The organism is Amaricoccus sp. (assembly GCF_047602525.1).
Lineage (GTDB): Bacteria > Pseudomonadota > Alphaproteobacteria > Rhodobacterales > Rhodobacteraceae > Amaricoccus.
In genome coordinates this window covers 1,017,147-1,042,862 of the sequence record NZ_JASGHB010000001.1, presented here as the reverse complement: position 1 = coordinate 1,042,862, position 25,716 = coordinate 1,017,147, and the positions used below count along the sequence as shown (strand labels likewise).

Genomic DNA, 25,716 nt, shown 5'->3' with positions numbered 1-25,716 from the left:
GAGGATGCACGGCGCGCTTCGCACGGCGGAGACCAGCGTCGCAATGGCCGGGCCATGCGCGCATCGCGATCCACCAGGCTGTGCGGCGCAGGCACCGATCGGTGGCGCCCGGGCGGGTCAGCGGCGGCGGGGGACGGAGTCGGATGCCAGCTGCCGCACCAGCGCCAGCACCGAGGCGCGGGTCTCTGGATCGACGATGCCGCTGAACGCGTCACCGAGCACCTGCATGTCGTCGCGCGACATGCCGTGCGCTGCATCCGGCAGCCCCTGCCCATCCATGCCCTCGAGCCCCTCGAAGAAGTGGCTGGGCGGCACGCCGAGGAAGCTCGCGATCTGGTAGAGCCGCCCGGCGCCGATGCGGTTCGTGCCCTTTTCGTACTTCTGAATCTGCGAGAAAGTCAGGCCGAGATGCCTTCCAAGCCGCCCCTGGCTGATCCCGAGCGCCTCGCGCCGGCGCCGCATCTTCGTCCCGACGTAAACGTCAATCTCTGCCGCTGACATGACCATGCCAACCTTCACCATTTGTCCTGATACACCCGGCGCGGCAAGGTCACCCCACCTCTCCCTCCGTACTGGGAGTTATCTCCGGCGGTCGCTGAAAATACCACTGTAAAAAATAAAGACAGTTAATCCCAAAATGGCGAGACCTACAACTATCGCAGGATTATCGCCGAAGGTTGCATAGACCGTTGGTTGTAGGGCACCCGGCAGCATTGTATCGACAACACCCGACTCTCCTAATCCGAGACTTCGCGACGATGCGGCCGTAAGGGTCGATCATTGCGGACACGCCGGTATTCGCCGCGCGGGCCAGCGGCAGGCCCTGCTCGATCGCGCGGGCGCGGGCCTGCGCGAGGTGTTGCCACGGGCCGGACGCCTCACCGAACCAGGCATCGTTCGTGACCTGGACCAGCCACTCGGCGCGCCCCTCGGGTGCGCGCAGGCTGCCGGGAAAGATCGCCTCGTAGCAGATCAGCGGCAGGAACGGCGGCAGGCCCGGCACCTGCACGAGATGCGGGCCGGGCCCGGGCGTGAAGCCGCCCTGGGTGAGCGGCTGGAGCGCGGGGATGCCGAGCGCCGCGATGGCGCGGGGAAAGGGGATGTACTCGCCAAAGGGAACGAGATGGTGCTTGTCGTAGATCGCGAGCGGCGCGCCGTCGGGGCCGAGGACGGCGAGCGAGTTGAACCAGCGGGCGGTGCCGTCGGCGGCGGGCTCGCCGCGGACGATGCCGAGGATCAGCTGGCCCGGAGCGGCCGCGGCGGCGCTCTCCGCCTGCAGGTCCGGGCGGTCGCCGAGGGCGAAGGGAACAGCGGTCTCCGACCAGATCGTCACGTCGGCGCGCGGCGCGCCGGCGGTGAGCGTGAGGTGGCGGGCGAAGAACTCCCGCTCCTTCTCCGGCCGCCACTTGTCGGCCTGCGCGGCGTTCGGCTGCACCAGCCGGACGGAGAGCGCCGGCGCGCGCGGCGGCACCGGCTGGTCGAGGCGCCAGCTGCCCCAGCCCCAGCCCGCCGCGACGAGCAGCCCGACGGCGACCGCCGCGCGCCACGATCCCGCGCCCAGCACGAGGCCGGCCGCGAGGGTCGCGAGGGTCAGCAGGTAGGGCCCGCCGAGGGCGAGGGTCTGGGCGACCGGCGTCCCGATCCAGGCATAAGCCTGCAGCGCCCAGGGAAAGCCGGTGAGCACATGGCCGCGGGCATACTCAGCGAAGAACCACAGCGCGGCCAGCAGCAGCGCGCCCGCAACGCCGGAACGCCGGCCGCGCGGCACGATCGCCCGCGCGACGGCGAAGGGCACGCCCCAGAACAGCGCGAGGCCGGTCGCCATGCCCACGAGCGCGAACGGCGCGAGCCAGCCGAAGATCTCCGGCTGCACCAGGAACGGATCGACGATCCAGAACATGCCGGCGCCGAAATAGCCGACGCCCGCCGCCCAGCCGAGAAGGAACGCCCGCCCTGTCCCCTGCGCCGCGTCGAAGAGCCGGAACAGGACGGGCAGCGCGGCGAGCACGGCCAGCGGCCACGACAGCGGCGGCTGCCCGAGCGCCAGGGCGGCGCCGGCTCCGAGGGCGAGGAGCAGGCTGAGCCAGACGCCGGCGGCGCCCACCTGCCCGGACGGGCGCGCGACGACGTTGCCTATTCCGCGGCCTCCGCCGAGCGGGCCGGGGCGAGGCGGACCCGCACGCGATCGAGCCGGCGGGCGTCGCCTTCCACCACCTCGAACTCGTGGCCGGCGGGATGCGCCACCACCTCGCCGCGGGCCGGCAGCCGGCCGGCGAGGCGGATCACAAGACCGCCCAGCGTGTCCACTTCCTCAGCGAGGTCCGCGTCGATCAGCGGCAGGCCGGCCGCGCGCTCCGCTTCCTCGAGGTCCATGCGCGCCTGCGCGAGATAGACCCCGGGCGCCTCCTCCTGCCAGAGCGGCACCTCGGCCTCGTCGTGCTCGTCGGCGATGGCACCGACGATCTGCTCCACCACGTCCTCGATGGTGACGAGCCCGTCCACGCCGCCGTATTCGTCGATGACCAGCGCCATGTGGATGTGCGCCGACTGCATCTTCTGCAGCAGCGTGGCGAGCGGCATCGAGGGCGGCACGTAGAGCAGCGGTCGCAGCATCCCGGCGAGATCGAACGGCGCGCCTCCCTGCCCAGCGTCGTCTTGTCCAGCGCCGTCTTGTCCAGCGCCGGGTCCGCCGTCGTCGGCACCGAACCCGAAGCGCAGCGCCACGTCCTTGAACAGCAGCAGCCCCTCGGGCCGGTCGAGCGTCTCGGCATAGACCGGCAGGCGCGACAGCTCGCTGGCGCGGAACGCGGCCACGACCTCGGGAAAGCTGGCGTCGTTCGGGATGGCAACGATGTCGGCGCGCGGGACGCTCACGTCGTCGACCCGGAGCCGGAGCATCCGGCGCAGGTTCAGCGCAAGATCGGCGTCACCAACGCCCAGCGGCCGCGACCCGGCCCCATCGAGGGCCTCGCGGCGGAACAGGCGTGAGAAGAAGGATTGTCGCGCGCCGCCGTCAGGACTGTCCGGGTCCTCGTCCACGGACAGGCCCGGCGCGCCAGGCGCCTGTCCGACCGGTATATCGTTCATGTCTCCCTATCCAGGTGACGCGCCCGAGGGGCGCTCCTCCCGCGAATATGGGTTCGGCACGCCCATGCTGGCAAGCACATTCGTCTCGATCGCCTCCATCGCCTCGGCCTCGGCGTCGTCCTCGTGATCGTGGCCGAGCAGGTGGAGCACGCCATGGACGACCAGATGGCTGACGTGATCGGCAAAGGGCAGGCCGCCCTCCTCCGCCTCGCGCGCGCAGGTGTCGAAGGCGATGGCGATGTCGCCGAGAAACAGCCGCTCCCCGGCCCCCGCGCCCTCCGGCTCGGGCACGGCGCCGTCGTGGTCGGGCCAGGACAGGACGTTGGTCGGCTTCGGCTTGCCCCGGAAGTCGGCGTTCAGCCCGGCGATGCGCGCATCGGAGCAGGCGAGCAGCGCGATCTCGTGCCGGTCGGGATCGCGCCCCACAGCCGACAGCGCGGCCCGCGCCGCGCGCTCCGCCATCGGCTCGAGCCCCGCCTCGTGCCAGCGCGGATCCTCGAGGATCACCTCGACCAGTGGCTCCGCGTCAGGCATCTGCCGGCCGCGCGGTCTCGTAGGCCCGGATGATGCGGGCGACGAGCGGGTGGCGCACCACGTCCTCGGCCCCGAAGCGCGAGAAGGAGACGCCGGGGACACCGGACAGCACCCGCTCCGCCTCGATGAGGCCCGAGGGCACACCCTTCGGCAGGTCGACCTGCGAGGGATCGCCCGTCACCGCCATGCGGCTGCCCTCGCCGAGGCGGGTCAGGAACATCTTCATCTGCATCGCGGTCGCGTTCTGCGCCTCGTCGAGCACCACGTAGGCGTTGGCGAGCGTGCGGCCGCGCATGAAGGCGAGCGGCGCGATCTCGATCTGCTTTTCCTCGATCAGCTTCTGCACCTGCTTCGGCGGAAAGAAGTCGTTCAGCGCGTCGTAGAGCGGCTGCATGTAGGGATCGACCTTCTCCTTCATGTCGCCGGGCAGAAAGCCGAGGCGCTCACCGGCCTCGACGGCGGGGCGGGAGAGGATGATCCGGTCGACCCGGCCCTCGATGTACATCGCCGCTGCCGCGGCAACGGCGAGATAGGTCTTTCCGGTGCCGGCCGGGCCGATGCCGAAGGTCAGCTCGTTGCGAAAGAGGTTGCGCACGTAGACCTTCTGGGCGGTGGTGCGCGGCTCGACGAGCTTGCGGCGGGTGCGGATCTCGATCGAACTCGCCGGAGAACATCTCGAGCTGGCCACCGCCGCGCGCCTCCGGCGGCGCGGCCGGCGCCGGCGCGGGCCCGAGGCGGATCGCCGCCTCGATGTCACCGGGCGTCAGCGGCCGGCCCTGCTCCAGACGCTCGTAGAGCGACCGGAGCACCGCCTCGGCCGCGTCGCGGTCGGGGCCTGGCCCGTGCAGCGTCAGGTGATTTCCGCGGCGGTTGATCGTCACGCCCATGCGCGACTCGACCTGCGCGATATTGCGGTCAAGCTCGCCGCACAGGTCGATCAGCAGCCGGTTGTCGGGAAACTCGAGGATGGTGTCGGACGCATCCTCCGGCATCGCGGGGTTCTGGGCGGTGATCGCCAATTGGCCTCCGGAGTGGGCACGCACGCGGGGTACGACGGGTTGAGCGTGCCCCAAGTCCACGGAGTCGCGCAAGCGGTTTGACGCAAGCCGGCCCGGCCCCGGAATTTTCCGCGGTCGGGCCGGCTTTCCGCTCAGTTCGCTTCCAGCAGGCGGCGGGCGATGACCTGCGCCTGGATTTCGGCGGCGCCTTCGAAGATCGACAGGATCCGGGCGTCGCACAGCACGCGGCTGATCGGGTATTCGAGCGCGAAGCCGTTGCCGCCGTGGATCTGCAACGCCACGTCGGCGTTCGACCAGGCAATGCGGGCGGCGAGCAGCTTGGCCATGCCGGCCTCGAGGTCGCAGCGGCGATGCTCGTCCTTCTCGCGGGCGGCGTAGTAGGTGATCTGGCGCGCCACCATGATCTCCACAGCCATCATCGCGATCTTGCCGTAGACCCGCGGGAAGGCGATCAGCGCCTTGCCGAACTGCTTGCGGTCCTGGGCGTACTTCATGCCCAGATCGAGCGCGCACTGCGCCACGCCGATGGCCCGCGCGGCGGTCTGGATGCGGGCGCTCTCGAAGGTGCGCATGAGCTGGCGGAAGCCCTGCCCCTCGATGCTACCGAGCAGGTTGGCCCCGGGCACGCGGAAGCCGTCGAAGCCGAGTTCGTATTCCTTCATGCCGCGATAGCCGAGCACCTCGATCTCGCCGCCGGTCATGCCTTCGGCCGGGAACGGATCGGCCTCGGTGCCGCGCGGCTTCGGCGCCAGCAGCATCGAGAGGCCGGTGTGGTCGGTGGTGGCCGGGTCGGTCCTGACCAGCATGGTCATCAGGTCGGTGCGCGCCGCGTGGGTGATCCAGGTCTTGTTGCCCGTCACCACCCAGTCGTCGCCGTCGCGGACGGCGCGGGTGCGCAGGGAGCCGAGGTCGGAGCCGGTGTTCGGCTCGGTGAAGACGGCCGTCGGCAGCACCTCGGCCGAGGCGAGTTTCGGCAGCCATTCCGCCTTCTGCGCCTCGGTGCCGCCGCCGAGGATCAACTCGGCCGCGATCTCGGAGCGGGTGCCGAGCGAGCCGACACCGATGTAGCCGCGGCTGAGTTCCTCGGAAACGACGCACATCGCGGTCTTCGAGAGGCCGGCGCCGCCGTATTCCTCGGGGATCGTCAGGCCGAAGACGCCAAGCTCGCCCATCTCCTCGAGGATCTCGATCGGGATCAGGGTATCGTCGTGGTGCCAGTCCTGCGCGAAGGGGACGACCTTCTCGTCGGCGAAGCGGCGGAACTGGTCGCGGATCATCTCGTAGTCTTCGTCGAGGCCGGTCGCGCCGAAGCTCGTGCTGCCCGCCTGCTCGACCATCAGCTCGACAAGGCGGGCGCGGGCGGCGTCGGTGTTGCCGGCGGCGATGAGGGTGCGGACCTCCGCGGTGCGGAACGCCGCGAGCACGGCGTCGTCGAGCCCGACGGTCTCCGGGCGGACGACTTCGGTCTGCGACATGGGGATGCCGCCCGCGAGCTGGCCCAAGTATTCGCCGAACGCGATCTGCAGGATCAGCGCCTCGGTCTCGCCGAACCGCCCCTCCTGGCCGAGCTGACGTGCCCAGTTCGCCATCTCCCGCAGGGACTCGGCATAGGTCGCCATCCACGCGAGGCCATGAGCCGCAAACTGGTCGGCCTCGAGCGCGGCGTTCGAGATCCGCCCGGCGCGGCTGATCCGTGCCGCGAGGCCGCTGCGCGCAGCCTGGACCAGCCCCCCGGCGGCATCCGACGCCGCGAAAGCGAGGCCGAGCAGGTCGGGCAGGAGGGGGGAGGCGGGCTCGAGGGCTCGGGCGGGGTTGAGCATCGGGATCCTTTCGGGGTGGCGCCGGGGTTGTGCGGCGCGGAATCGGTCGTTGCGGTTGCGCAGACGATAGGCGCGGTGAGGCGGGGCGTCAATTTCTTGCGCAATAATCATCTCGCCAGGGCGGGGCCAACGGGAATCTTATTAGCGTTGCGGCGCAGGGTCCGACCTGCGAAGTCGCGAGCGGGAGGAAGGTCATGGTCGGACTGGAGAGTTTCATCGCCACCTACGGCATGGGCGCGGCGATCGGCGCGGCGGTTGCCATGGCGGCAGGCGGCTTTGCCAAGGGCGTGGTGGGCTTCGCGCTGCCGCTGATCGGGGTCAGCCTCGCCGGCTCGTTCGTGCCGTTCGACGTCGCCGTGGCGTTGCTGATCGTGCCCATGCTGGTGTCGAACCTGGTGCAGGCGCTGCGCCACGGGGTCGGGCCGGCATTGGAAAGTGCGAGCCGGTTCAGGGAGATGCTGCTCGTCCTTGCGGTGATGATCGCCTTGTCGGCACAACTGGTCGTGCTGTTGCCAGAGCGGCTGCTGTTCGGGCTGCTCGGCGCCGTGGTCGTGCTCTTCGCCGCCAGCCAGCTGGTCGGGTGGCAGCCGCGCTTCCCGGCCCACCACCGGCGGCTGGTCGAGGCAGCGGTGGCGTTCGTCGCCGGCATCCTCGGCGGCGTGAGCGGAATCTGGGGGCCGCCGCTGGTCATGTATCTGATAACCCTGAACCTTTCCAAGACGGAAATGGTGCGGGTGCAGAGCCTGATGTTTCTGGTCGGGTCGGTGGTGCTGTTCTTTGCGCACCTCCATTCCGGGGTGCTCGACGCCACCACCCTGCCCGCCTCCGCGTGGATGACGCTGCCGGCGATGCTGGCGATGTTCGTCGGCTATCAGGTGCACGACCGGCTGGACCAGGCGGTGTTCCGCAAGGCGACGCTGGCCGTGCTGCTGCTGACCGGGCTGAACCTGCTGCGACGCAGCATGCTCTGAGGCCGCCGCGCCCCGGAGAGGCGCGGCGGAGGGATGCACGCGGAGTGACCGTCAGCCGATGGCGGCGGCCCTGACCTCGTCGGAGACATGCGCCTCGTACTGCCGGAAGTTTTCGGCGAACATGCCGACGAGCTTCGCCGCCTGGGCGTCGTAGGCGGTCGGGTCGGCCCACGTCCCGCGCGGATCGAGCAGCGCCGCATCGACACCCGGCAGGTCCACCGGCACCTCGAAGCCGAAGTTCGGATCGACCCGGAACTCCACGCCGTTGAGCGAGCCGTCGAGCGCGGCGGTCAGCAGCGCGCGGGTCGCGGCGATCGGCATCCGCTTGCCGGCGCCGTAGGCGCCGCCGGTCCAGCCGGTGTTCACCAGCCAGCACGAGGCGCCCGACTGGGCGATGCGGTCGCGCAGCAGCGCGCCGTAGACCTCCGGCCGGCGCGGCATGAACGGCGCGCCAAAGCAGGTGGAGAACGTCGGCTGCGGCTCGGTCACGCCCCGCTCGGTGCCGGCGACCTTGGAGGTGAAGCCGGAGAGGAAGTGGTACATCGCCTGCGCCGGCGTCAGCCGCGCGATCGGCGGCAGCACGCCGAAGGCGTCGCAGGTCAGCATGACGATGTTGCGCGGCGTGCCGCCCCGCGCCGTGGGCGAGGCGTTGGAGACCGCTTCGAGCGGATAGGCGCAACGGGTGTTCGCCGTCAGGCTGTCGTCGGCGAAGTCGAGCGCGCGCGTCACCGGATCGAACACCATGTTCTCGACCACGGTCGCGAACATCGTGGTGGTCTTGTAGATTTCCGGCTCGGCCACGGGCGAGAGGTTGATGGTCTTGGCGTAGCAGCCGCCCTCGAAGTTGAAGGTGCCCGCGTCCGACCAGCCATGCTCGTCGTCGCCGATGAGGATGCGGGCCGGATCGGCCGAAAGCGTGGTCTTGCCGGTGCCCGAGAGGCCGAAGAAGACGGCGACGTCATCCTCGTTGTCGCGCGCGTGGTTGGCCGAGCAGTGCATCGGCATGACGCCCTTGGCCGGCAGCAGGTAGTTCAAGAGCGTGAAGACGCCCTTCTTGTTCTCGCCGGCATAGGCGGTGCCGCCGATCAGGATGAGCTTCTGCTCGAAGGAGATCGCGATCACCGTCTCGGAGCGGCAGCCGTGGACGGCCGGGTCGGCCTGGAAGGTGGGGCAGTTCAGGATGGTGAAGTCGGCCATGAACGACTTCAGCTCGTCACGCGCCGGACGGCGCAGCAGGTGACGGCAGAACAGGCCATGCCACGCCAGCTCGGTGATGACGCGAACATTGACGCGGTGCGCGGGGTCGGCGCCGGCGTAGAGATCCTGGACGAAAAGCTCGCCGCCGCGGATGTGCGCCCGCATGTCGGCCGCCAGCCTGCAAAAATGCTCGGGGGTCATCGAGCCGTTGTTGTCCCACCAGATCGCATCGACGACCGAGGGCTCGCGCACGACGAACTTGTCCTTGGGGCTGCGCCCGGTATGGCGGCCGGTCGAGACGAGGAAGGCCCCGCCCTGCCCCAGCCGCCCTTCGCCGCGCGCGACCGCGGCCTCGACCAGCGCCGGCTCCAGCAGGTTGTAATGAACCTTCTCAGCGCCAGAAAATCCCGTGTTTTCCAATGTCATACGAGGGTTTACCTCTTCCGCGACCTTGAACATCGTCGTCATGCCTGCTCACCCTTCCGTTATTCCACACCCGACCGGGCCGGAACTCTCAAATGACCCGCGCTCCCGCGGCCACGGCAGCGGGACGTGACGGAACTTATAACATGGACGCCCATGCCCCGTTCGTGCAGATTCGGTTAATGAATGGGGAATTCCGCGAAAACCGTGGCTCCCGGTGTCGCGTCCTGTTGGGATACGCTTTCGTTTTCGTTCGCATCCGAAAGAAGGGAACAATCAACCTGTGGGATTGCCGTTGTCCACCATCGTACACGGATCTGCGGTTGCCTTCGCGGGCCGGGGCCTGCTGATTCTCGGAATGTCGGGTTCCGGCAAGTCGGCCCTGGCCCTGGCGCTGGTCGGCCGCGGCGGCCAGCTGGTCGCCGACGACCGGGTGGTGATCGAGCGGCGGGGGGCGGCGCTGGTGGCAAGCGCGCCGCAGGCGATCGCCGGGCTGATCGAGGCGCGCGGGGTCGGCCTGCTGCGCCTGCCGGCGGTGCCCGAGGCGGCGCTCGTCCTTGCGGTCGACCTCGACCAGCCGGTTGCGGCACGAATGCCACAGCCTGTTGCCATCACGCTGTTGGGAGCCAGCCTCGAATTGATTTCCGGCAAGCATCTCCCAAATCTTGACCTCGTGTTGAGCATGATCGTGCAGACCGGCCGCGCGTCTCCCACGTGAGGGGTCGCAAGGTCCAAGCGGGCACGGGGTTACGCGGGTGACGACCGAGGCAGGCTGTCCGGAAGACGGGCAAGACATCGTTATCGTCAGCGGTCCCGCAGGATCGGGCCGGTCGACCGCCATCCGGGCGCTCGAGGATCTGGGATTCGAAGCCATCGACAACCTGCCGCTGAGCTTCCTGCCGCGTCTGTTCGCCGAGCCGGTGGCGCGGCCGGTGGTGGTGGGGATCGACCCGCGGAACCGCGAGTTCGCCATGGACCGCCTGATGCAGGCGATGGCCGAGATCGCGCAGGCCGGTGGCCAGGCGCCGGTGCTGGTCTATCTCGACTGCGATGCGCAGACGCTGGTGCAGCGCTACAGCGAGACGCGGCGGCGGCACCCGCTCAGCCCGAACGAGGCGCCCCTCGTCGGCATCGAGCGCGAGCTTGCCCTGCTCGCACCGCTGCGCGAGCGGGCGGACGTGCTGATCGACACCCGCGCGATGACGCCGCACGAACTGAAGGCCGAGCTGTCGCGGCAGTTCGGCGACGAGGAGGCGCGTGGCGGCCTCGCGATCACGCTGCAGTCGTTTTCGTACAAGCGCGGCCTGCCGCGCGGTGCCGACATGGTGATCGACGTGCGGTTCCTGAAGAACCCGCACTGGGTCGCCGACCTGCGGCCGCTCGACGGCCGCGATGCGAGCGTAAGCGCCTTCGTCCAGGCGGACCCGGACTATGCGGGTTTCCAGGCGCGCCTCGACGATCTGCTCTCGTTCCTGCTGCCGGCGTACCGGGCGGAGGGCAAGAGTTACTTCAGCGTGGGGATCGGCTGCACGGGCGGCCGCCACCGATCGGTGGCAGTGGTGGAGGCGCTAGCAAAAACGCTTGCGACAAAAGGATGGCAGGTGTCTATTCGTCACAGGGAACTGGAGAGGACGGCGGGCGACGCAGCTCCGATCCCGGGAATGGGTGTAGCGTGATCGGAATCGTGATTGTCGCCCACGGGGGCCTCGCCAAAGAATATCTTCTGGCGATGGAGCATGTGGTCGGCAAGCTGCCTGCGGCCGAGGCCGTTGCGATCGAGGCCGAGGCCGACTTGCGCAGCAAGAAGGTCGAGGTGGATGCTGCCGTGAAGGCGGTGGACCGCGGCGACGGGGTGGTGGTGGTGACCGACATGTTCGGCTCGACACCGGCGAACCTCGCGGTCGGCGCCTGCAAGAAGACCACCGACCGGACGGTGATCTACGGGGCAAACCTGCCGATGCTCATCAAGCTCGCCAAGGAACGGCACCGGCCCCTGCGCGATGCGGTGGCCTGCGCCTTGACCGCCGGGCGCAAATACATCAACAGCGTGGACGGGGTCGGAGAAAACGGCACGCCGGTCCCGATCTGACCGTTCAGCACGGCCACGGGCATCGGATGCAGCTCATCTTGGAGATCGTCAACGAGAAGGGGCTGCACGCGCGCGCCTCGGCGAAGTTCGTCGAGACGGTGGAGCGCTTCGACGCCTCGGCGAAGGTCAGCCGCGACGGCATGGAGGTCTCCGGGGACTCGATCATGGGGCTCTTGATGCTCGGCGCGGGCATCGGCACGACGATCGAGGTGGAGACCGACGGGGCGGAGGCCGACGCGCTGGCCGGGGCCCTGCGCGACCTGGTGGCCGGCCGCTTCGGCGAATCGGCCTGAGGCGGTGCCCGGCCGCGACCCGGAGCCGGAGGACGAGTCCGAGGGAGACGGGATCGGGGCGGACGGGCCCGGCCCGCGCCGCAGTTATCACCATGGCAACCTGCGCCAGGGACTGATCGACGCGGCATTGCCGCTCATCGAGGCGAAGGGGCCGCTCGGGTTCACGCTGGCCGAGGCGGCGCGGGGCGTCGGCGTGTCGAGCGCGGCGCCGTACCGGCATTTCCGCGGGCGCGACGAGCTGATCGAGGCGGTGGCGGAACAGGGCTACGGGCTGTTTGCCGAGCGGCTCGAGCGGGCGTGGAACGGCGGGCGGCCCTCGGCGCTGTCGGCGTTCATGGCGGTCGGCCGGGCCTATCTGGCATTCGCGCGGTCGCATCCGGCGCACTACATGGCGATGTTCGAGGGCGGCGTGTCGATCGCGTGCAACCCGGAGCTGGCGCGGGCGGCGGATCGGGCGATGGCGATCCTGGTCCGGGCGGCGGAGCGGCTGGCGGAGCGGCTGCCGGTGGGGCAGCGGCCGCCGGCGACGATGGTGGCAAACCACATCTGGGCATTCAGCCACGGGGTCGTCGAGCTGTTCGGGCGAGGCAAGCCCGGGGCGCGGGCGCCGTACTCGGCCGACGAGATGCTGGAGAGCGGCGCGGTGATCTACCTGCAGGGGCTGGGGCTGATCCCGAGCGGATAATTCTGTGCAGCCCTCTTGACCGGCGGGGATGGGTCGACGATCTATGTAAATGTTAGTAACATTAACATAGAAAGGAACGCCGATGATAACCCCCGTCCGATGGCTGGAACGCGGCCGGGATGCGCTGGACGAGCGGGGCCGTGGCGCTTGGATCGCGCTCATGGTGGTCGCCTTTGTCGCCTTCTGGCCCATCGGGCTCGCCCTTCTCGCCTTTCTCATCTGGAGCAACCGCATGTCCTGCCACCGCTGGGGCCGCCGCGCCCGTTTCCGCAACGCCGCCATGGAAAAAACCGGCAACACCGCCTTCGACAGTTATCGCGAGGATACGCTGAAGCGGCTGGAGGAAGAGCGCGACGCCTTCGTCAGCTTCCTCGACCAGCTGCGCGCCGCCAAGGACCGGGCGGAGTTCGACCAGTTCATGTCCGGCCGCCGCACCCCCGAGACGGCGTGACGAGCGACGGCTCAGCCGGAGATCATCCGGCTGAGCACGCCGTCGCGCTCCTTGACCTGATGGCGGAGCCCGGCGGCGACGTGCAGGATCAGGAGGAGGCCGAGCACGATCGCGCCGACGATATGGACCGCACCGGCGGCGTGCTCGATCGCATAGCTGGCGCGGTCGATCGGGTCGGGCAGGTCGAAGAGGCCGAAGAAGCGGCTGCGGACCCCGAGCCAGTGGCCGAGCGGCGAGGCGGAGACGAGGATCCAGCCGGAGAGCGGCATCGACAGCATCAGCAGGTAGAGCGCAGCGTGGCTGCAGGCCGCGGCGCGCCTTTGCCAGCCGGGCATGGCGGGCGGCATCGGCGGCCGGCGCCAGCTGTTCGCCGCCCGCCAGAAGACGCGCGCCACCGCCAGGCCGAAGGCGACGACGCCCCAGCTCTTGTGCAGCTGGGTGAGATCGCTGCGGTCGAACAGGTTCGGCACGAAGTTCGTCGCCCAGATGCCGAGGCCGAACTGGAACAGGATGATCCCCGCGAGCGCCCAGTGCAGCAGCCGCGTGAAGAGCCCCCAGCCGAAGACGGTGTCACGAAGCGCCGCCATCCCTCCCCCGCCGTTCCTGCCCGGGGGGCAGCATAGCAGAAATCAGCGGGTCGGCACCGGCTGCTCGCCGCGATAGTCGTAGAACCCGCGCTTGGTCTTGCGGCCGAGCCAGCCAGCCTCGACGTATTTCACGAGCAGCGGGCACGGCCGGTACTTGGTATCGGCAAGCCCCTCGTGCAGCACGTTCATGATGGCGAGGCAGGTGTCGAGGCCGATGAAGTCCGCCAGCTCGAGCGGACCCATCGGATGGTTTGCCCCGAGGCGCAGGGCGAGGTCGATGGACGCGACGGTGCCGACGCCCTCGTAAAGCGTGTAGACCGCTTCGTTGATCATCGGCACGAGGATGCGGTTGACGATGAACGCCGGGAAGTCCTCGGCAGACGAGGCGGTCTTGCCGATCGTCTTCACCACCTCGACGAGCGTGCGATAGGTCGGCTCGTCGGTGGCAATGCCGCGGATCAGCTCGACGAGCTGCATCACCGGGACGGGGTTCATGAAGTGGAAGCCCATGAACCGCTCGGGCCGGTCGGTGCCGCTCGCGAGGCGGGTGATCGAGATCGACGAGGTGTTGGAGGTGAGGATGGTGTGCGGCGCAAGGTGCGGCACGAGGCCCGCGAAGATCTTGTGCTTCAGGTCCTCGCGCTCGGTGGCGGCCTCGATCACCAGGTCGGCGCCGCCGATCGGCGCCAGCTCGGGCTCGATGGAGATACGGCCCAGGGCGGCCTCGCGGTCCTCGGCCTTGAGCCGGCTGCGGGCGACCTGGCGCTCCATGTTGCCGGCAACCGTCTGCACGGCCTTTTCCAGCGCCGGAAGCGAGACATCATGCAGGGCAACATCATAGCCGGCGAGAGCAAAGACATGCGCGATGCCGGTCCCCATCTGGCCCGCGCCGATGACCCCTACCCGCCTGATTTCCATGAACGACCGCCCCGCCCTGTTGCGGTGCCACAATAGGCAGGGGTCCGGAACCGCGCAACGTGAATTCCCCGATTCGGACGAGTGCCGGACGGCGGTGCGGCGCGCGGCGCCCCGGGGTGGTCGTGCGGGACGGCGCCGTCGCGAGGGGGCTGTCCGCCCCCTCCTGGCCTGCGGCCAGTTCACCCCCGAGAGTATTTGTCACCAAGAAAAAGCCGGAAGGTGTCGGGCCGTCGGTCCGGATCGGTGGTACTCTGCGCTGCGGAGGGGGCTTGCCTTGGCGCGGCCGTGGCAGTGCGGCGTTTCCGGTGTGGATCGCCGCCGGCGAGCGCGACGCGGACAGCGATGCGCCAGACGTGACGCGGCAGCGCCGGCGGGCTCTCGTCGCCACGCTCGCCACCGCCTCGGCGGCAAGCGTGCTCTACGACGACGCCGGGCGGCCCTTCGGGCGCGCCAGGACCATTGCCGAGACCCGGGTGCGGACCCGCATCGCCGGAGCGCGATGTCGCGTCGTGGCGCGGCGGACGAAGTGACGCGCGCCAGTCTGCCGCGCCGGTCTGCCGCGTCAGGCGGCGAGCTCGCCCGCGAGAGAATTTGCGACGCTCGCGACGATGCGCACCGGGACGATGCGGCCGGCGAGGTCGCCCGGCGCCGCGAGATGGACCGCGTTCAGGTAGGGTGAGCGGCCGGTCATCTGGCCCGGCTCGCGGCCCGGCTTCTCGACCAGCACCGGCAGGGTGCGGCCGACCTGGGCCGTCTGGAACGCCGCCTGCTGCCGGGCGAGAACCGCCTGCAGCCGCTGCAGCCGATCGGACTTCTCCGCCTCCGCGACGCCGGGGCGGCCAGCGGCCGGGGTGCCCGGGCGGGCGGAGTAGGCGAAGGAGTACGCCTGCGCATAGCCGACCGTCTCGACGAGGGAGAGCGTCTCGGCGAAATCCGCCTCGGTCTCGCCGGGGAAGCCGACGATGAAGTCGCCCGAGAGCGCCATGTCCGGCCGCGCGGCCCGGATGCGCTCGACGAGGCGCAGGTAGTCTTCGGCGCGGTGCCGCCGGTTCATCGCCTTCAGCACCCGGTCGCTGCCGGACTGCACCGGCAGGTGCAGGAACGGCATGAGCTTTGCCTCGTCGCCGTGCGCGGCGATCAGGGCGTCGTCCATGTCGTTCGGGTGCGATGTCGTGTAGCGGATGCGCGCGAGCCCGTCGATCGCGGCAAGGCGGCGGACCAGCGCGGCGAGGCCGGTTCCCTCGCCGTCGCGGTAGGCGTTGACGTTCTGGCCGAGCAGCGTGATCTCGACGACACCACGCTCGACGAGGCCGCGCGCCTCGGCCTCGATCCGGGCGGCGGGGCGCGACACCTCAGCGCCGCGGGTGTAGGGCACCACGCAGAAGGCGCAGAACTTGTCGCAGCCCTCCTGCACGGTCAGGAACGCGGCCGGGGCGCGTCGGGCCTTCGGCGCCTCGGGCAGGTGGTCGAACTTGTCCTCTGCCGGGAAGTCGGTCTCGACGGGCCTCTCGCCGCCGGCACGGCGGGCGAGGAGCTGTGGCAAACGGTGGTAGGCCTGCGGGCCGACGACGAGATCGACCACCGGGGCGCGCGCGATGATCTCGGCGCCCTCGGCCTGCGCCACGCAGCCGGCGACGCCGATCAGCATCCCCGGCCGCTCGCTCTTGAGCCGGCGCAGGCGGCCCAGCTCGGAATAGACCTTCTCGGCCGCCTTCTCGCGGATGTGGCAGGTGTTGAGCAGGACGAGGTCGGCGTCCGCGGCGGTGTCGGTCGGCGCGTAGCCCTGCGCGCCGAGGGCGGCGGTCATCCGCTCGCTGTCGTAGACGTTCATCTGACAGCCGTAGGTCTTGATGAAGACTTTCTTGTCGGCCGCAGCCATCGGAGCCCCCGGGAAAGCAGAAAGGCGAAGCGGCCGCACCGGCCGCCCCGCCTGTTATCCGGATTGCCCGGACGCGATCAAGCGCGCCGGGCCAGTCGGCCTATCGGCCGGTCACTTCACCCGCGGCTTGCGGCCGAGGCCGATCTTCTTGGCCAGCTCCTGCCGCTTGGCGGCGTAGTTCGGCGCGACCATCGGATAGTCGGGCTTCAGGCCCCACTTGGCGCGATACTCTTCCGGGGTCATGTCGTAGGCGGTCATCAGGTGCCGCTTGAGCATCTTGAGCTTCTTGCCGTCTTCGAGGCAGATGATGTAGTCGTCGGTCACGGACTTCTTGATCGGAACGGCCGGGGTGAGTTCGACCGAGGCGGTCTCCTCGCCCGACGCGAGTTCGTTCAGCTTGTTGTAGACCGACTGGATCAGTTCCGGCACGTCGCTCTGCACCACCGCATTGTTGGCCAGATGCGCCGAAACGATCTCCGTGGTGAGCGCGAGGATCTCACCCCGGCCGATGGATTGATCTTCCGTCATGTACGTCTTCCCGAGTGCGGCCCCGCACGGGGTGCCGGCCATTGCTGGCGAACTCAAACCTTGCATCGAGCGCCGTAAGACTTCGGCAGCGGGAGATGCTGTCTGTGACTTTATTTATCCGGAGCACAGATTACAAGTCTTTGTGTACAGAACTTACGGAAAATTTTCTCACCAGCTCGTGAACACTCCGCCCGTGTTAATCTGCCAAAGTATGAGCGGAGATCTCGAGACGCCGCCGGAAACGATCACTTGCCAGCTTGATGCAGTCGTCCGGGCACAAACCGGCGGATATCCGCCGGTTTACTGTCGTTGAGCCGTGGCAGGATGTGTTTGACGTGCCTGCGGAGCATCAGGTCAGCTCGCGCTGACGCAACAGTGCCTCGACGCCGGGCATGCGGCCACGGAAGTCGGTGTAGAGTTCGGCCGCGTCGCGCGATCCGCCCGCGCTGAGGATGCAGGCGGCGAGGCGGCGCGCGGTGGCGGGGTCGAAGACGTCGCCGGTCTCGCGGAAGGCCTCGAAGGCGTCGGCGTCCATCACCTCGGACCACATGTAGGAGTAGTAACCGGACGAATATCCGTCGCCGGCGAAGACATGCTGAAAGTGCGGGGTGGCGTGGCGCATGACGATCGCGGCCGGCATCCCGATGCGGGCGAGCGTCGCGGCCTGCGCCGCCATCGGGTCCGCGGGCGGGGGGCCGGCGTGGAAGTCGAGGTCGACGAGGGCGGAGGCAAGGTATTCGACGGTGGAAAAGCCCTGGTCGGCGTTGCGCGCGGCAATGAGCCGGTCCATCAGCGCCTGCGGCATCGGCTCGTTCGTGACCGCGTGCCGCGCGTGAGCAGCGAGGATCTCCGGGGTCTCGAGCCAGTGCTCGTAGAGCTGGCTCGGCAGCTCCACGAAGTCCCGGGCGACGCTGGTGCCGGAAACGAACTCGTAGGTGACGTCGGAGAGCAGGCCGTGCAAAGCGTGGCCCATCTCGTGAAACAGCGTATGCGCGTCGTCGAAGGTGAGCAGGCTCGGCTCCCCCTCCGGCGCCTTGGCGAAGTTGCAGACGTTGACGACGACGGGGCGCACCTCGCCGTCGAGCCGGCGCTGGCTGCGGAAGGTGGAGCACCACGCGCCCGACCGCTTGGACCCGCGCGCGAAATAGTCGCCGATGAAGACGCCCATGTGCCGGTCGCCCTGCCGGACCTCCCAGGCGCGGGCGTCGGGGTGGTAGAGCGCCGGCTCGATCGGGTGGAAGGTGAGGCCGAACAGACGGCCGGCGGCGTCGAAGGCGGCGGCGATGATGTTGTCGAGCTTCAGGTACGGCTTCAGCTCGGCCTGATCGAGGTTGTGCTCGCGCTCCTGCCGCCGCGCGGCGTAGTAGCGCCAGTCCCACGGCATCAGCGCGCCGTTGATCCCGTCCGCGCGCATCATCTCCTCGAGCACCTGCGCGTCGGCCTCGGCGCGGGCGCGCGCCGGACCCCAGACCGCCATGAGCAGGTCGCGCACCGCGTCGGGGCGCGCCGCCATCTCGGGCTCGAGCTTGAAGGCGGCGAAGTCCTCGTAGCCGAGCAGCCGTGCCCGCTCGGCGCGGAGCGCCAGCATCTCGCGCACGATCTCGCGGTTGTCGGTGTCTCCGGCCATCTCGCCGCGCGCGGTCCACGCCTTGAACGCGGTCTCGCGGAGGTTTCGTCGCGGGGAGAACTGCAGGAAGGGTACGATCAGGCTGCGCGAGAGGGTGAGCACGTGGCCCGCCTCGCCCCGATCGCGGGCCGCCTGTGCCGCCGCTGCGACGATATCGTCCGGCAACCCCTCGAGGTCGTCGGGCGCGAGCGGCATCGACCACCGCTTTTCGTCGGCGAGCACGTTCTGGCCAAACGCGGTGCCGAGGCTCGCGAGGCGCTGGAGCACCGCCTTCAGCCGGTCGCGGGCGGCGCCTTCGAGGCGGGCCCCGGCACGGACGAACATGCGGTGATAGAGCGTGAGCACGCGGTCCTGCTCGGCAGTCAGACCGAGGGACTCGCGGCGGGTCACGAGGTCGTCGACCCTGGCGAAAAGGCCGGGGTTCATCATCGTCTCGGAAGAGTGGGCCGAGAGGATCGGGCTCAGCTCGCGCTGGAGCGCCTCGATCGCGTCATCGGTGTTGGCCCCGGCGATGTTGTAGAAAACCCCCGCCACCCGGTCGAGCGACCGCTCCGCCCGCTCCATCGCCTCGATGGTGTTGGCGAAGGTCGGCGGCTCCGGGTCGGCGGCGATGGCGTCAATCCGCCGCCGGCCCTCAGTCAGCGCTGCATCGAAGGCTGGCCGGAAGTCCTCCGTCGAGATCCGGTCGAACGGCGGCACCCCGAAGGGCGTCGACCACGTTTCGAGCAGAGCGTTCATTCGGGGACTCCGGTCCGGCCCAAGTTGTCACGCGGGACACTTGGCGGGACCGGAGCGCAGGGTCAAGCGGTCAGGACCCACTATCGTGCGATTGCCGCAGGGTATTCGCCGCACCCCGTGCAAACGCTTCGACGATGGCTTGATAATAGGCACCGCTGGTCGGCGCGACGCTCTTCGATCCTTCGGGCAGGGTATTCTGCACATCCTGCGCCGAGGCGGTCACGGTGTAGGCCGCGGCGCGCGTTCCATCGGGGTTGTTCAAGGTGACGAGGCCGGACAGCCGCGCCGTCTCTGCCGTCGACCCGGTGGCGAACGGGCTCGAAAGCGACAGCTCGTCCACGTCCACGGTGATGTGCTTGCCGGCCGGGTCGAGGTAGCCGACGAACTGGTCGGCGATCGCCGTCTCGAGATCGGTATCGAGGTTCTTCCAGTAGGCCACCGCCTCGCGGCTGCCGATGGCGGGCAGATCGGCCGTCACCGTCACGTCGGCGATCCTGAGCGGCTCGGGCGGCGCCGAGGAGCAGGCGGCGAGCGCCAACGCGGCCGCGCCGGCGAAAAATCCGAGAACCCTCATGTCTTGTCTCCTCAAAGGTCATGTCGCCTGACGCCGGCATCGCCTTCAGCGTGCCCGCCTTGGCTGCCGGCGGCATCGTGAGCGGGGAACGCGCAAAATGCCGTCAGGGTTCCCGCCACGGGAACCCCGGCGCCGGCCCGCGGCATCCGGCTGGTTTCCGCCGGCCGGACTTGCCGGCACCGCGTGCTTGCATCAGAACCTGCCCCTCAAGACGACGGCCGAGCGGCCGCAGGAGGAACGATGGAACTCGATTGCGTCGCACCCGTCGGCGACATCACCGGCGAAGGGGCGGTCTGGTCGGCGGCCGAGGGCTGTCTCTACTGGACGGACATCAACCGCTTCCTCGTGCATCGCCTGGCCGTCGGCGACCGCAGCGTGCGGACGTGGTTCTTCGACGAGCCCGCCGTCGCGATGGCGCTGACCGACAGCCCCGGCACCCTCCTGGTGGCGCTGGCCTCGCGCCTGCTGCTCTGGACCCCCGCCGACGACGAGCGGCGCACGATCGCCGTGCTGCCGGCGAGCAACGCGGTGCGCTTCAACGACGCCCGCCCCTGCCCGCGCGGCACGCTGCTGATCGGCACGATGGCCAACAACGTCGGCCCCGACGGCGAGTCCGGCGAGGTCGCGCCCGGGCTCGGGGCGCTCTACCGCTTTACGGAGGGTGCGTTCGAGACGCTGGAGGTCGGCATCGGCATCGCGAACACCGTGGCCTGGAGCCCGGACGGCGCCACCTTCTATTTTGCCGATACGCTGGCGAACGAGATCCGCGCCTATGACCACCATCCGGAAACCGGCGCGCTCGGGCCCGGGTCCGCGTTCTTCGCCGGCTTCGAGCGCGGCGCGCCCGACGGCTCGGCGATCGACAGCGAGGGGCATCTCTGGAACTGTCGCTACGGCGGCGGCTGCGTCGTGCGGATCGCGCCCGACGGCCGCGTCGAGCGCATCGTCGAAGTGCCGTGCGGCAACGTCACCACCTGCACCTTCGGCGGCCCCGATCTGCGCACGCTCTACATCACCACCGCGCGCGGCGGGCAGGGCCGCTCCGAGCGCCTCGCCGGCAGCCTGTTCGCGCTCGAGGCGCCGGCGCCGGGATTGCCGGAGCAGACGTTCCGCCTGAGTTGAGCGTCGCGAGGGGGCTTTCCGCCCCCTCCCGACCGTCAGCCGGTTCACCACCGAGAGTATTTTCGGCAGGAGGAAGAACCGGGGCAGCGCCGGGACAGGGCCTCTTGATCGCACCCCGATCGTTTCCGAGGCCGTTTGCCAAGCCATTCGCGGCAGGCTAAACGCGATCGGTGAAGCGAGGCGCGGGGAGAGACGAGCGATGCGGCCGGTGGTGCTCTGCATTCTTGATGGCTGGGGCCTCAGCCCCTCGACCGAGGCCAACGCCGTGGCGCTGGGCCGGACGCCGAACTTCGACCGCATCTGGTCGACCTGCCCGCATGCGCAGTTGCTCGCGTGCGGCCCCGATGTCGGCCTGCCCGAAGGGCAGATGGGCAACTCCGAGGTCGGTCACACCAACATCGGCGCCGGGCGCGTGGTGTGGATGGACCTGCCGAAGATCGACAATGCCATCGCCGACGGCAGCTTTGCCGAGAATGCCGAGCTGCACGCGTTCATCGACAAGGTGAAGGCGGCGAACGGCGCGGTGCATCTCGCCGGCCTCGCCTCGCCGGGCGGCGTGCACGCGCACCAGCGGCATATCGCGGCGGCGGCGAGCGTGCTGGCCGAGGCGGGGCTGACCGTGATCGTGCATGCCTTCCTCGACGGCCGCGACGTGGCGCCCTCGAGCGCGCTCGGCCAGATCGCCGAGCTGGAGGCGGCGCTGCCGAAGGGGGCGTCGATCGGGACGGTCTCGGGGCGGTTCTACGCGATGGACCGGGACAAGCGGTGGGAGCGGGTGGCGAAGGCCGTCGGCGCGATCCTTCACGGCGACGGCGAGCACGCCGACACGGCCGAGGCGGCGATCATTGCGGCCTATGCCCGCGGCGAGACCGACGAATTCGTGCTGCCGACCGTGATCGGCGAGTACAAGGGCGCGGCCGATGGCGACGGGCTGTTCTTCGCCAACTTCCGCGCCGACCGGGCGCGGCAAATCCTCGGGGCGCTCGTCGACCCGAAGTTCGACGGCTTCGAGGTGGTCGGCCGGGCCAAGTGGGCCGCTGTTCTCGGCATGGTGCAGTACTCGACCGCGCTCGACGCGCTGATGCCTGCGGTGTTTCCGTCGCAGGACATCGTGAACACGCTCGGCTCGTGGGTTGCAGCCAAGGGCCTGCAGCAGTTCCGCATCGCCGAGACCGAGAAGTATCCGCACGTCACGTTCTTCCTGAACGGCGGCATCGAGCCGCCGTATCCGGGCGAGATCCGCCACATGGCGCCGAGCCCGAAGGTGCGGACCTACGACCTGCAGCCGGAGATGTCGGCGGGCGAAGTGACGGAGCATCTGGTCGCGGCGATCCGTTCGGGGGACTTCGCGTTGCTGGTGTGCAACTTCGCCAATCCTGACATGGTGGGGCACACCGGCCTCCTCGAGGCGGCGATCAAGGCCGTCGAGACGGTGGATGCCGGGCTCGGCCAGGTGATCGCGGCGGTCGAGGACATGGGCGGGGCGATGCTCGTCACCGCCGACCACGGCAACTGCGAGATGATGGTCGATCCCGTGACCGGCGGGCCGCACACCGCACACACGCTGAACCCGGTGCCGGTGGTGCTGGTGGGCGGACCGGCGGGGGCGGCGCTGCACGACGGCCGCCTCGGCGATCTCGCACCGACGCTGCTCGCGCTCATGGGGCTCGACCAGCCGGCGGAGATGACCGGCCGGAGCCTGCTCTCCTGACCGGGAGACCGCCCCTGCGCGCGGCGGCGCTGGCGCTGGCCTGCGCGCTGGCCTGCACGTTGGCCGGTGTCGCGGCGGGTCCGGCCTCGGCACAGACCGCGGCGGCGGAGCCGGCGGACCCGCTCGCCGCCGCAGCTGCGCGCATTTCGGAAGCGTCGGAGCGCATCGCTGCCGCCGGCACCGCGCTCGATGCGGCAACGAGCGCGCCGGACCAGCTCGCGGGCCTCGGTCGGGCGATCGAGGCCTACGACGCGGCGCTCGGCGTGCTGCGCGGCGGCGTCGCCGAGGCGGCGGAGCGGGAGCAGGCGATCGGCGTCGACCTCTCTGACCGGCGGCAGGAGATTTCGCGCCTGCTCGCCGCGCTCGAGGCGATGAGCCGCACGCCGCAGCCGGCGCAGGCGATGCATCCGCTCGGGCCGGTCGGCGCCGCGCAGGCCGGGGCGATGATGGCGCGCCTCACCCCGGCGCTGCAGGCGCAGGCGGCAAAGCTCGATGCGGAACTTGCCGGGCTGCAGGCGGCACGCAAGCTGCGGATCGCCGGCGAGACCAGCCTGCAGGCGGGGCTCGCGACCCTGACGGCGGCGCAGTCCCGGCTGTCCGAGGCGATGACCCGCGCGGCGCCGGGCGAGCCGGGGCCCGACAGCCCGACCGCGACGCTGCTCGCCCGGGACAGCGCCACGCTCTCCGAACTCGCCTCTGCGCTGGCGAAGAGCGCCGGCACAGCTCCGCCGCCGGCCGGCGCACCGGCGACCACTCCCTACGCCTGGCCGGTGGACGGCGCGGTGCTGCGCCACTTCAACGAGCCCGACGCCGCGCGGGTGCGCCACCCGGGCGTGGTGCTGACCGCGACTCCGTTCGCGCTGGTGAGCGCGCCCGCCGACGCGGTGGTGCGCTATGCCGGGCCGTTCCTCGAGTACGGCTATGTGGTCGTGCTCGAGCCCGACCCGGAGACGATGATCGTCCTCGCGGGCCTCGCGCAGCTCCGGGTGGAAACGGGCGCGGCGGTGCGGCGGGGCGAACTGCTCGGGGTGCTCGGCGGAAGATCGCCCGACGCTGAAGAATATGTGATGCAACCTGAGTCCGAGACTGGCGCCGACACGGGCGAAACCTTGTATATAGAAATCCGACGCGACCGGGGTCCGATTGATCCGGAACCCCTCTTCGCCAAGGACAACGGATAGGAAGAGAACGCTCGATGAAGAAGATCTGGATGGCCGGCCTCGGTGGCGCAGCGATCGGGGCGCTGGCAAGCACCCAGCTCGCCGGCCCGTTGCTGGCGCAGGAGGCGGACAAGGACAAGTCCGTCTACGAGGAACTCGACCTGTTCGGCGACATCTTCGAGCGCATCCGCACCTCCTATGTCGAGCCGGTGGACGACAAGACGCTGATCGAGGCGGCGATCAACGGCATGCTCAGCCACCTCGACCCGCATTCGAGCTACATGCCGCCCGACGACTTCGACGACATGCGCGTCCAGACCAAGGGCGAGTTCGGCGGCCTCGGCATCGAGGTCACGCAGGAGAACGGCATCGTCAAGGTCGTGTCGCCGATCGAGGGCACGCCCGCGGACGAGGCCGGCATCCAGCCGGGCGACCTGATCGTGCAGGTGAACGGCGAGAGCGTGCAGGGCCTGACCCTCAACGAGGCGGTTGACATGATGCGCGGGCCGGTGGGCTCGGAGATCACCATCACCATCTCGCGCCAGGGCACGCCCGACCCGTTCGACGTGAAGCTGAAGCGCGAGACGATCACCATCTCGCCGGTCGAGTCGCGCGTGGAGGACGGGGTGATCGTCCTGCGGCTGAAGACCTTCAACGAGCAGACGTTCCCGGATCTCGAGAAGCACTTCAAGGAAGACCTCGAGAAGGTCGGCGGCCTCGACAAGGTGACGGGCGTGGTGCTCGACCTGCGCAACAACCCCGGCGGCCTGCTGAACCAGGCGATTTCCGTGGTCGACGCCTTCCTCGACTCCGGCGAGATCGTCTCGACCCGTGGCCGCGACCCGCGCGACAGCGAGCGCTACAACGCCACGCCGGGCGACCTGACCAACGGCAAGCCGATGGCGGTGGTGGTGAACGGCGGCTCGGCCAGCGCATCGGAGATCGTCGCCGGCGCGCTCAAGGATCACCACCGCGCCGTCATCATCGGCACCCAGACCTTCGGCAAGGGCTCGGTGCAGACGATCATGCCGATCGAGGGCGAGGGCGCGATCCGGCTCACCACCGCGCGCTACTACACGCCGTCCGGCCGGTCGATCCAGGCGCTCGGCGTCGCGCCCGACATCATCGTCGAGCAGCACACCCCGGAGGATGCCGCCCAGGCGCAGGGCGAACAGCCGCAGGTGCAGATCCGCTCCGAGGCCGACCTGCGCGGCTCGCTGGAGAACGACAGCCTGACGCCGGACGAGAAGAAGATCCTCGAGGAGGACCGCAAGCACAAGGAAGAGACCGCGAAGCTCCGCGCCGAGGACTATCAGCTGAGCTATGCGATCGATATCCTGCGCGGCATGTCCTACCTCGCGTCGGAAAGCCCCGACGCGAAGGAGAGCGCGAACTGAGCCGGCGGATGACCGAGGCGGAGATCGCCGCCCTGCCCTACCGGCCGTGCGTCGGGGTGATGCTGCTCAATCCGGCGGGGCTGGTCTTCGCCGGACAGCGGCTCGACAACCCGGAGCCCGCCTGGCAGATGCCGCAGGGGGGTGTGGACCCGGGCGAGGCGCCGCGCGACGCGGCGCTGCGCGAGCTTCCGGGAAGAGACCGGCGTGCCGGCGCATCTGGTCGAGGTGCTGGCCGAGGCGCCGGATCCGGTGCGCTACGAACTGCCGGCCGAGCTGGTGCCGAAGCTCTGGAAGGGCCGGTTTCGCGGGCAGGAGCAGCGCTGGTTCCTGATGCGCTTCCTCGGACAGGACAGCGACATCGTCATCGAGACCGAGCACCCCGAGTTCCGGGAATGGGCCTGGGTGCCGCCCTCCTCGCTGGTCGAGCGGATCGTGCCGTTCAAGCGGGCGGTCTATGCCGCGGTGCTGGAGGCGTTCCGCGAGCGGCTCTGAGGCCATGGCCGCCGGGCGAGCGAAGCGCGCTCGCCCGCAAGCCGTTCTTTTCCGCCATCTGCGCCCCATGCCGGGACGAAAGCGCGTCTCCGGCGTTGGGAGCATGAAGCTGGAATGGCGGGCCAACCCCCGCTATGCTGCATCGCAGCAGAGGAGAGCCCGATGAAGAATCCCTGGATGAGCATGTGGCTGAGTGCGGCGAACAAGGCGGCGGGCCCGGCCCGGTCGTTCTGGTCGGCCGAAGCCGCGCGGCAGCAGAAGGCGTTCGCCAAGGCGATGACCGAGGCAATGTTCCCGAAGCTCCCCGCCGCCAAGTCCAGCTCGCGCAGCCGCCGCAGCAAGTAGACGCCGCAACAAGCGGACGCTCGCTGGCCTTGACCCCGCGGCCCGCTTCGCTTATGCGGGCCACATCTC

25 protein-coding genes and 2 pseudogenes are annotated in these 25,716 nt (G+C 69.8%); 14 read left to right on the top strand and 13 right to left on the bottom strand.

The window, feature by feature from the left end; genetic code table 11:
• Positions 1-117 precede the first annotated feature (117 nt).
• The 6 genes and pseudogenes from QM699_RS05595 to QM699_RS05570 form a co-directional block, all read right to left on the bottom strand.
• The gene (locus QM699_RS05595) at positions 118-501 is read right to left on the bottom strand and encodes a helix-turn-helix domain-containing protein (protein ID WP_415010189.1); all 384 of its coding nucleotides are present in this window, start codon (positions 499-501) and stop codon (positions 118-120) included.
• 163 nt (positions 502-664) lie between these two features.
• Positions 665-2,104: an apolipoprotein N-acyltransferase gene (lnt, locus tag QM699_RS05590; RefSeq protein ID WP_415010188.1), complete on the bottom strand. Its 1,440-nt coding sequence runs from the start codon at positions 2,102-2,104 to the stop codon at positions 665-667.
• 29 nt (positions 2,105-2,133) lie between these two features.
• Positions 2,134-3,087 carry a transporter associated domain-containing protein gene (locus QM699_RS05585; RefSeq protein WP_415010187.1) on the bottom strand — a complete coding sequence of 318 codons (954 nt, stop codon included), beginning with the start codon at positions 3,085-3,087 and terminating at the stop codon, positions 2,134-2,136.
• Between the two features lie 6 nt (positions 3,088-3,093).
• Positions 3,094-3,621: an rRNA maturation RNase YbeY gene (gene ybeY, locus QM699_RS05580; protein ID WP_415010186.1), complete on the bottom strand. Its 528-nt coding sequence runs from the start codon at positions 3,619-3,621 to the stop codon at positions 3,094-3,096.
• A pseudogene (locus QM699_RS05575) lies at positions 3,614-4,613 on the bottom strand (PhoH family protein). Before QM699_RS05575 ends, ybeY begins: the two are co-directional and overlap by 8 nt.
• A gap of 158 nt (positions 4,614-4,771) precedes the next feature.
• Positions 4,772-6,460, bottom strand: coding sequence for an acyl-CoA dehydrogenase family protein (locus QM699_RS05570; protein WP_415010185.1), 1,689 nt, complete (start codon positions 6,458-6,460; stop codon positions 4,772-4,774).
• 194 nt (positions 6,461-6,654) lie between these two features.
• Here QM699_RS05570 and QM699_RS05565 point away from each other — a divergent pair, with 194 nt between their 5' ends.
• Complete coding sequence (locus QM699_RS05565) at positions 6,655-7,431, top strand: sulfite exporter TauE/SafE family protein (protein ID WP_415010184.1); 777 nt, start codon at positions 6,655-6,657, stop codon at positions 7,429-7,431.
• Positions 7,432-7,482: 51 nt separating this feature from the next.
• Here QM699_RS05565 and QM699_RS05560 read toward each other — a convergent pair whose 3' ends face one another.
• On the bottom strand, positions 7,483-9,087 hold the full coding sequence (locus QM699_RS05560; RefSeq protein ID WP_415012705.1) for a phosphoenolpyruvate carboxykinase: 1,605 nt from the start codon (positions 9,085-9,087) through the stop codon (positions 7,483-7,485).
• A 181-nt stretch (positions 9,088-9,268) separates the two neighbouring features.
• Between QM699_RS05560 and QM699_RS05555 the strand changes: the two genes are divergently transcribed.
• The 6 genes from QM699_RS05555 (at position 9,269) to QM699_RS05530 (ending at position 12,569) form a co-directional block, all read left to right on the top strand.
• Entirely contained in the window at positions 9,269-9,769 is a 501-nt protein-coding gene (locus tag QM699_RS05555) for an HPr kinase/phosphorylase (protein ID WP_415010183.1), read from the top strand.
• A 37-nt stretch (positions 9,770-9,806) separates the two neighbouring features.
• Positions 9,807-10,727, top strand: coding sequence for an RNase adapter RapZ (gene rapZ, locus QM699_RS05550; RefSeq protein WP_415010182.1), 921 nt, complete (start codon positions 9,807-9,809; stop codon positions 10,725-10,727).
• Positions 10,724-11,140 (top strand): PTS sugar transporter subunit IIA, encoded by a 417-nt coding sequence (locus QM699_RS05545; protein ID WP_415010181.1) that lies wholly within the window; start codon positions 10,724-10,726, stop codon positions 11,138-11,140. The genes rapZ and QM699_RS05545 overlap by 4 nt, the downstream gene beginning before the upstream one ends.
• A 26-nt stretch (positions 11,141-11,166) precedes the next feature.
• A complete protein-coding gene (locus tag QM699_RS05540; RefSeq protein ID WP_415010180.1) occupies positions 11,167-11,433 on the top strand; it encodes an HPr family phosphocarrier protein in 267 nt (88 codons plus the stop codon).
• Positions 11,434-11,485: 52 nt separating this feature from the next.
• Positions 11,486-12,118 carry a TetR/AcrR family transcriptional regulator gene (locus tag QM699_RS05535; RefSeq protein ID WP_415012704.1) on the top strand — a complete coding sequence of 211 codons (633 nt, stop codon included), beginning with the start codon at positions 11,486-11,488 and terminating at the stop codon, positions 12,116-12,118.
• 82 nt (positions 12,119-12,200) lie between these two features.
• Positions 12,201-12,569, top strand: a complete 369-nt coding sequence (locus QM699_RS05530; RefSeq protein ID WP_415010179.1) for a DUF2852 domain-containing protein — start codon at positions 12,201-12,203, stop codon at positions 12,567-12,569.
• 11 nt (positions 12,570-12,580) lie between these two features.
• On the opposite strand, the gene QM699_RS05525 is transcribed toward QM699_RS05530, so the two are convergent.
• Together QM699_RS05525 and QM699_RS05520 are read right to left on the bottom strand one after the other, a co-directional pair.
• A complete protein-coding gene (locus QM699_RS05525) occupies positions 12,581-13,156 on the bottom strand; it encodes a cytochrome b (RefSeq protein ID WP_415010178.1) in 576 nt (191 codons plus the stop codon).
• A 42-nt stretch (positions 13,157-13,198) separates the two neighbouring features.
• Positions 13,199-14,074, bottom strand: coding sequence for a 3-hydroxybutyryl-CoA dehydrogenase (locus QM699_RS05520; RefSeq protein WP_415010177.1), 876 nt, complete (start codon positions 14,072-14,074; stop codon positions 13,199-13,201).
• A gap of 269 nt (positions 14,075-14,343) precedes the next feature.
• Here QM699_RS05520 and QM699_RS05515 point away from each other — a divergent pair, with 269 nt between their 5' ends.
• On the top strand, positions 14,344-14,604 hold the full coding sequence (locus QM699_RS05515; protein ID WP_415010176.1) for a hypothetical protein: 261 nt from the start codon (positions 14,344-14,346) through the stop codon (positions 14,602-14,604).
• Positions 14,605-14,636: 32 nt separating this feature from the next.
• Here QM699_RS05515 and miaB read toward each other — a convergent pair whose 3' ends face one another.
• From miaB to QM699_RS05495, 4 genes are all read right to left on the bottom strand, one after another.
• Entirely contained in the window at positions 14,637-15,953 is a 1,317-nt protein-coding gene (gene miaB / locus QM699_RS05510) for a tRNA (N6-isopentenyl adenosine(37)-C2)-methylthiotransferase MiaB (protein ID WP_415010175.1), read from the bottom strand.
• A 111-nt stretch (positions 15,954-16,064) separates the two neighbouring features.
• Positions 16,065-16,481: a MucR family transcriptional regulator gene (locus tag QM699_RS05505; protein WP_415010174.1), complete on the bottom strand. Its 417-nt coding sequence runs from the start codon at positions 16,479-16,481 to the stop codon at positions 16,065-16,067.
• 349 nt (positions 16,482-16,830) lie between these two features.
• A complete protein-coding gene (locus QM699_RS05500) occupies positions 16,831-18,846 on the bottom strand; it encodes a M3 family metallopeptidase (RefSeq protein ID WP_415010173.1) in 2,016 nt (671 codons plus the stop codon).
• A 70-nt stretch (positions 18,847-18,916) separates the two neighbouring features.
• Complete coding sequence (locus QM699_RS05495; protein ID WP_415010172.1) at positions 18,917-19,420, bottom strand: hypothetical protein; 504 nt, start codon at positions 19,418-19,420, stop codon at positions 18,917-18,919.
• 240 nt (positions 19,421-19,660) lie between these two features.
• Between QM699_RS05495 and QM699_RS05490 the strand changes: the two genes are divergently transcribed.
• From QM699_RS05490 to QM699_RS05465, 6 genes and pseudogenes are all read left to right on the top strand, one after another.
• A complete protein-coding gene (locus QM699_RS05490) occupies positions 19,661-20,542 on the top strand; it encodes an SMP-30/gluconolactonase/LRE family protein (RefSeq protein ID WP_415010171.1) in 882 nt (293 codons plus the stop codon).
• A 199-nt stretch (positions 20,543-20,741) separates the two neighbouring features.
• Positions 20,742-22,253, top strand: a complete 1,512-nt coding sequence (gene gpmI, locus QM699_RS05485; protein ID WP_415010170.1) for a 2,3-bisphosphoglycerate-independent phosphoglycerate mutase — start codon at positions 20,742-20,744, stop codon at positions 22,251-22,253.
• A gap of 59 nt (positions 22,254-22,312) precedes the next feature.
• Positions 22,313-23,434, top strand: coding sequence for a murein hydrolase activator EnvC family protein (locus QM699_RS05480; RefSeq protein ID WP_415010169.1), 1,122 nt, complete (start codon positions 22,313-22,315; stop codon positions 23,432-23,434).
• A 14-nt stretch (positions 23,435-23,448) separates the two neighbouring features.
• Positions 23,449-24,810, top strand: coding sequence for a S41 family peptidase (locus tag QM699_RS05475; protein WP_415010168.1), 1,362 nt, complete (start codon positions 23,449-23,451; stop codon positions 24,808-24,810).
• An 8-nt stretch (positions 24,811-24,818) separates the two neighbouring features.
• A pseudogene (locus QM699_RS05470) lies at positions 24,819-25,302 on the top strand (RNA pyrophosphohydrolase).
• A 162-nt stretch (positions 25,303-25,464) separates the two neighbouring features.
• Entirely contained in the window at positions 25,465-25,647 is a 183-nt protein-coding gene (locus tag QM699_RS05465; RefSeq protein ID WP_415010167.1) for a hypothetical protein, read from the top strand.
• Positions 25,648-25,716 lie beyond the last annotated feature (69 nt).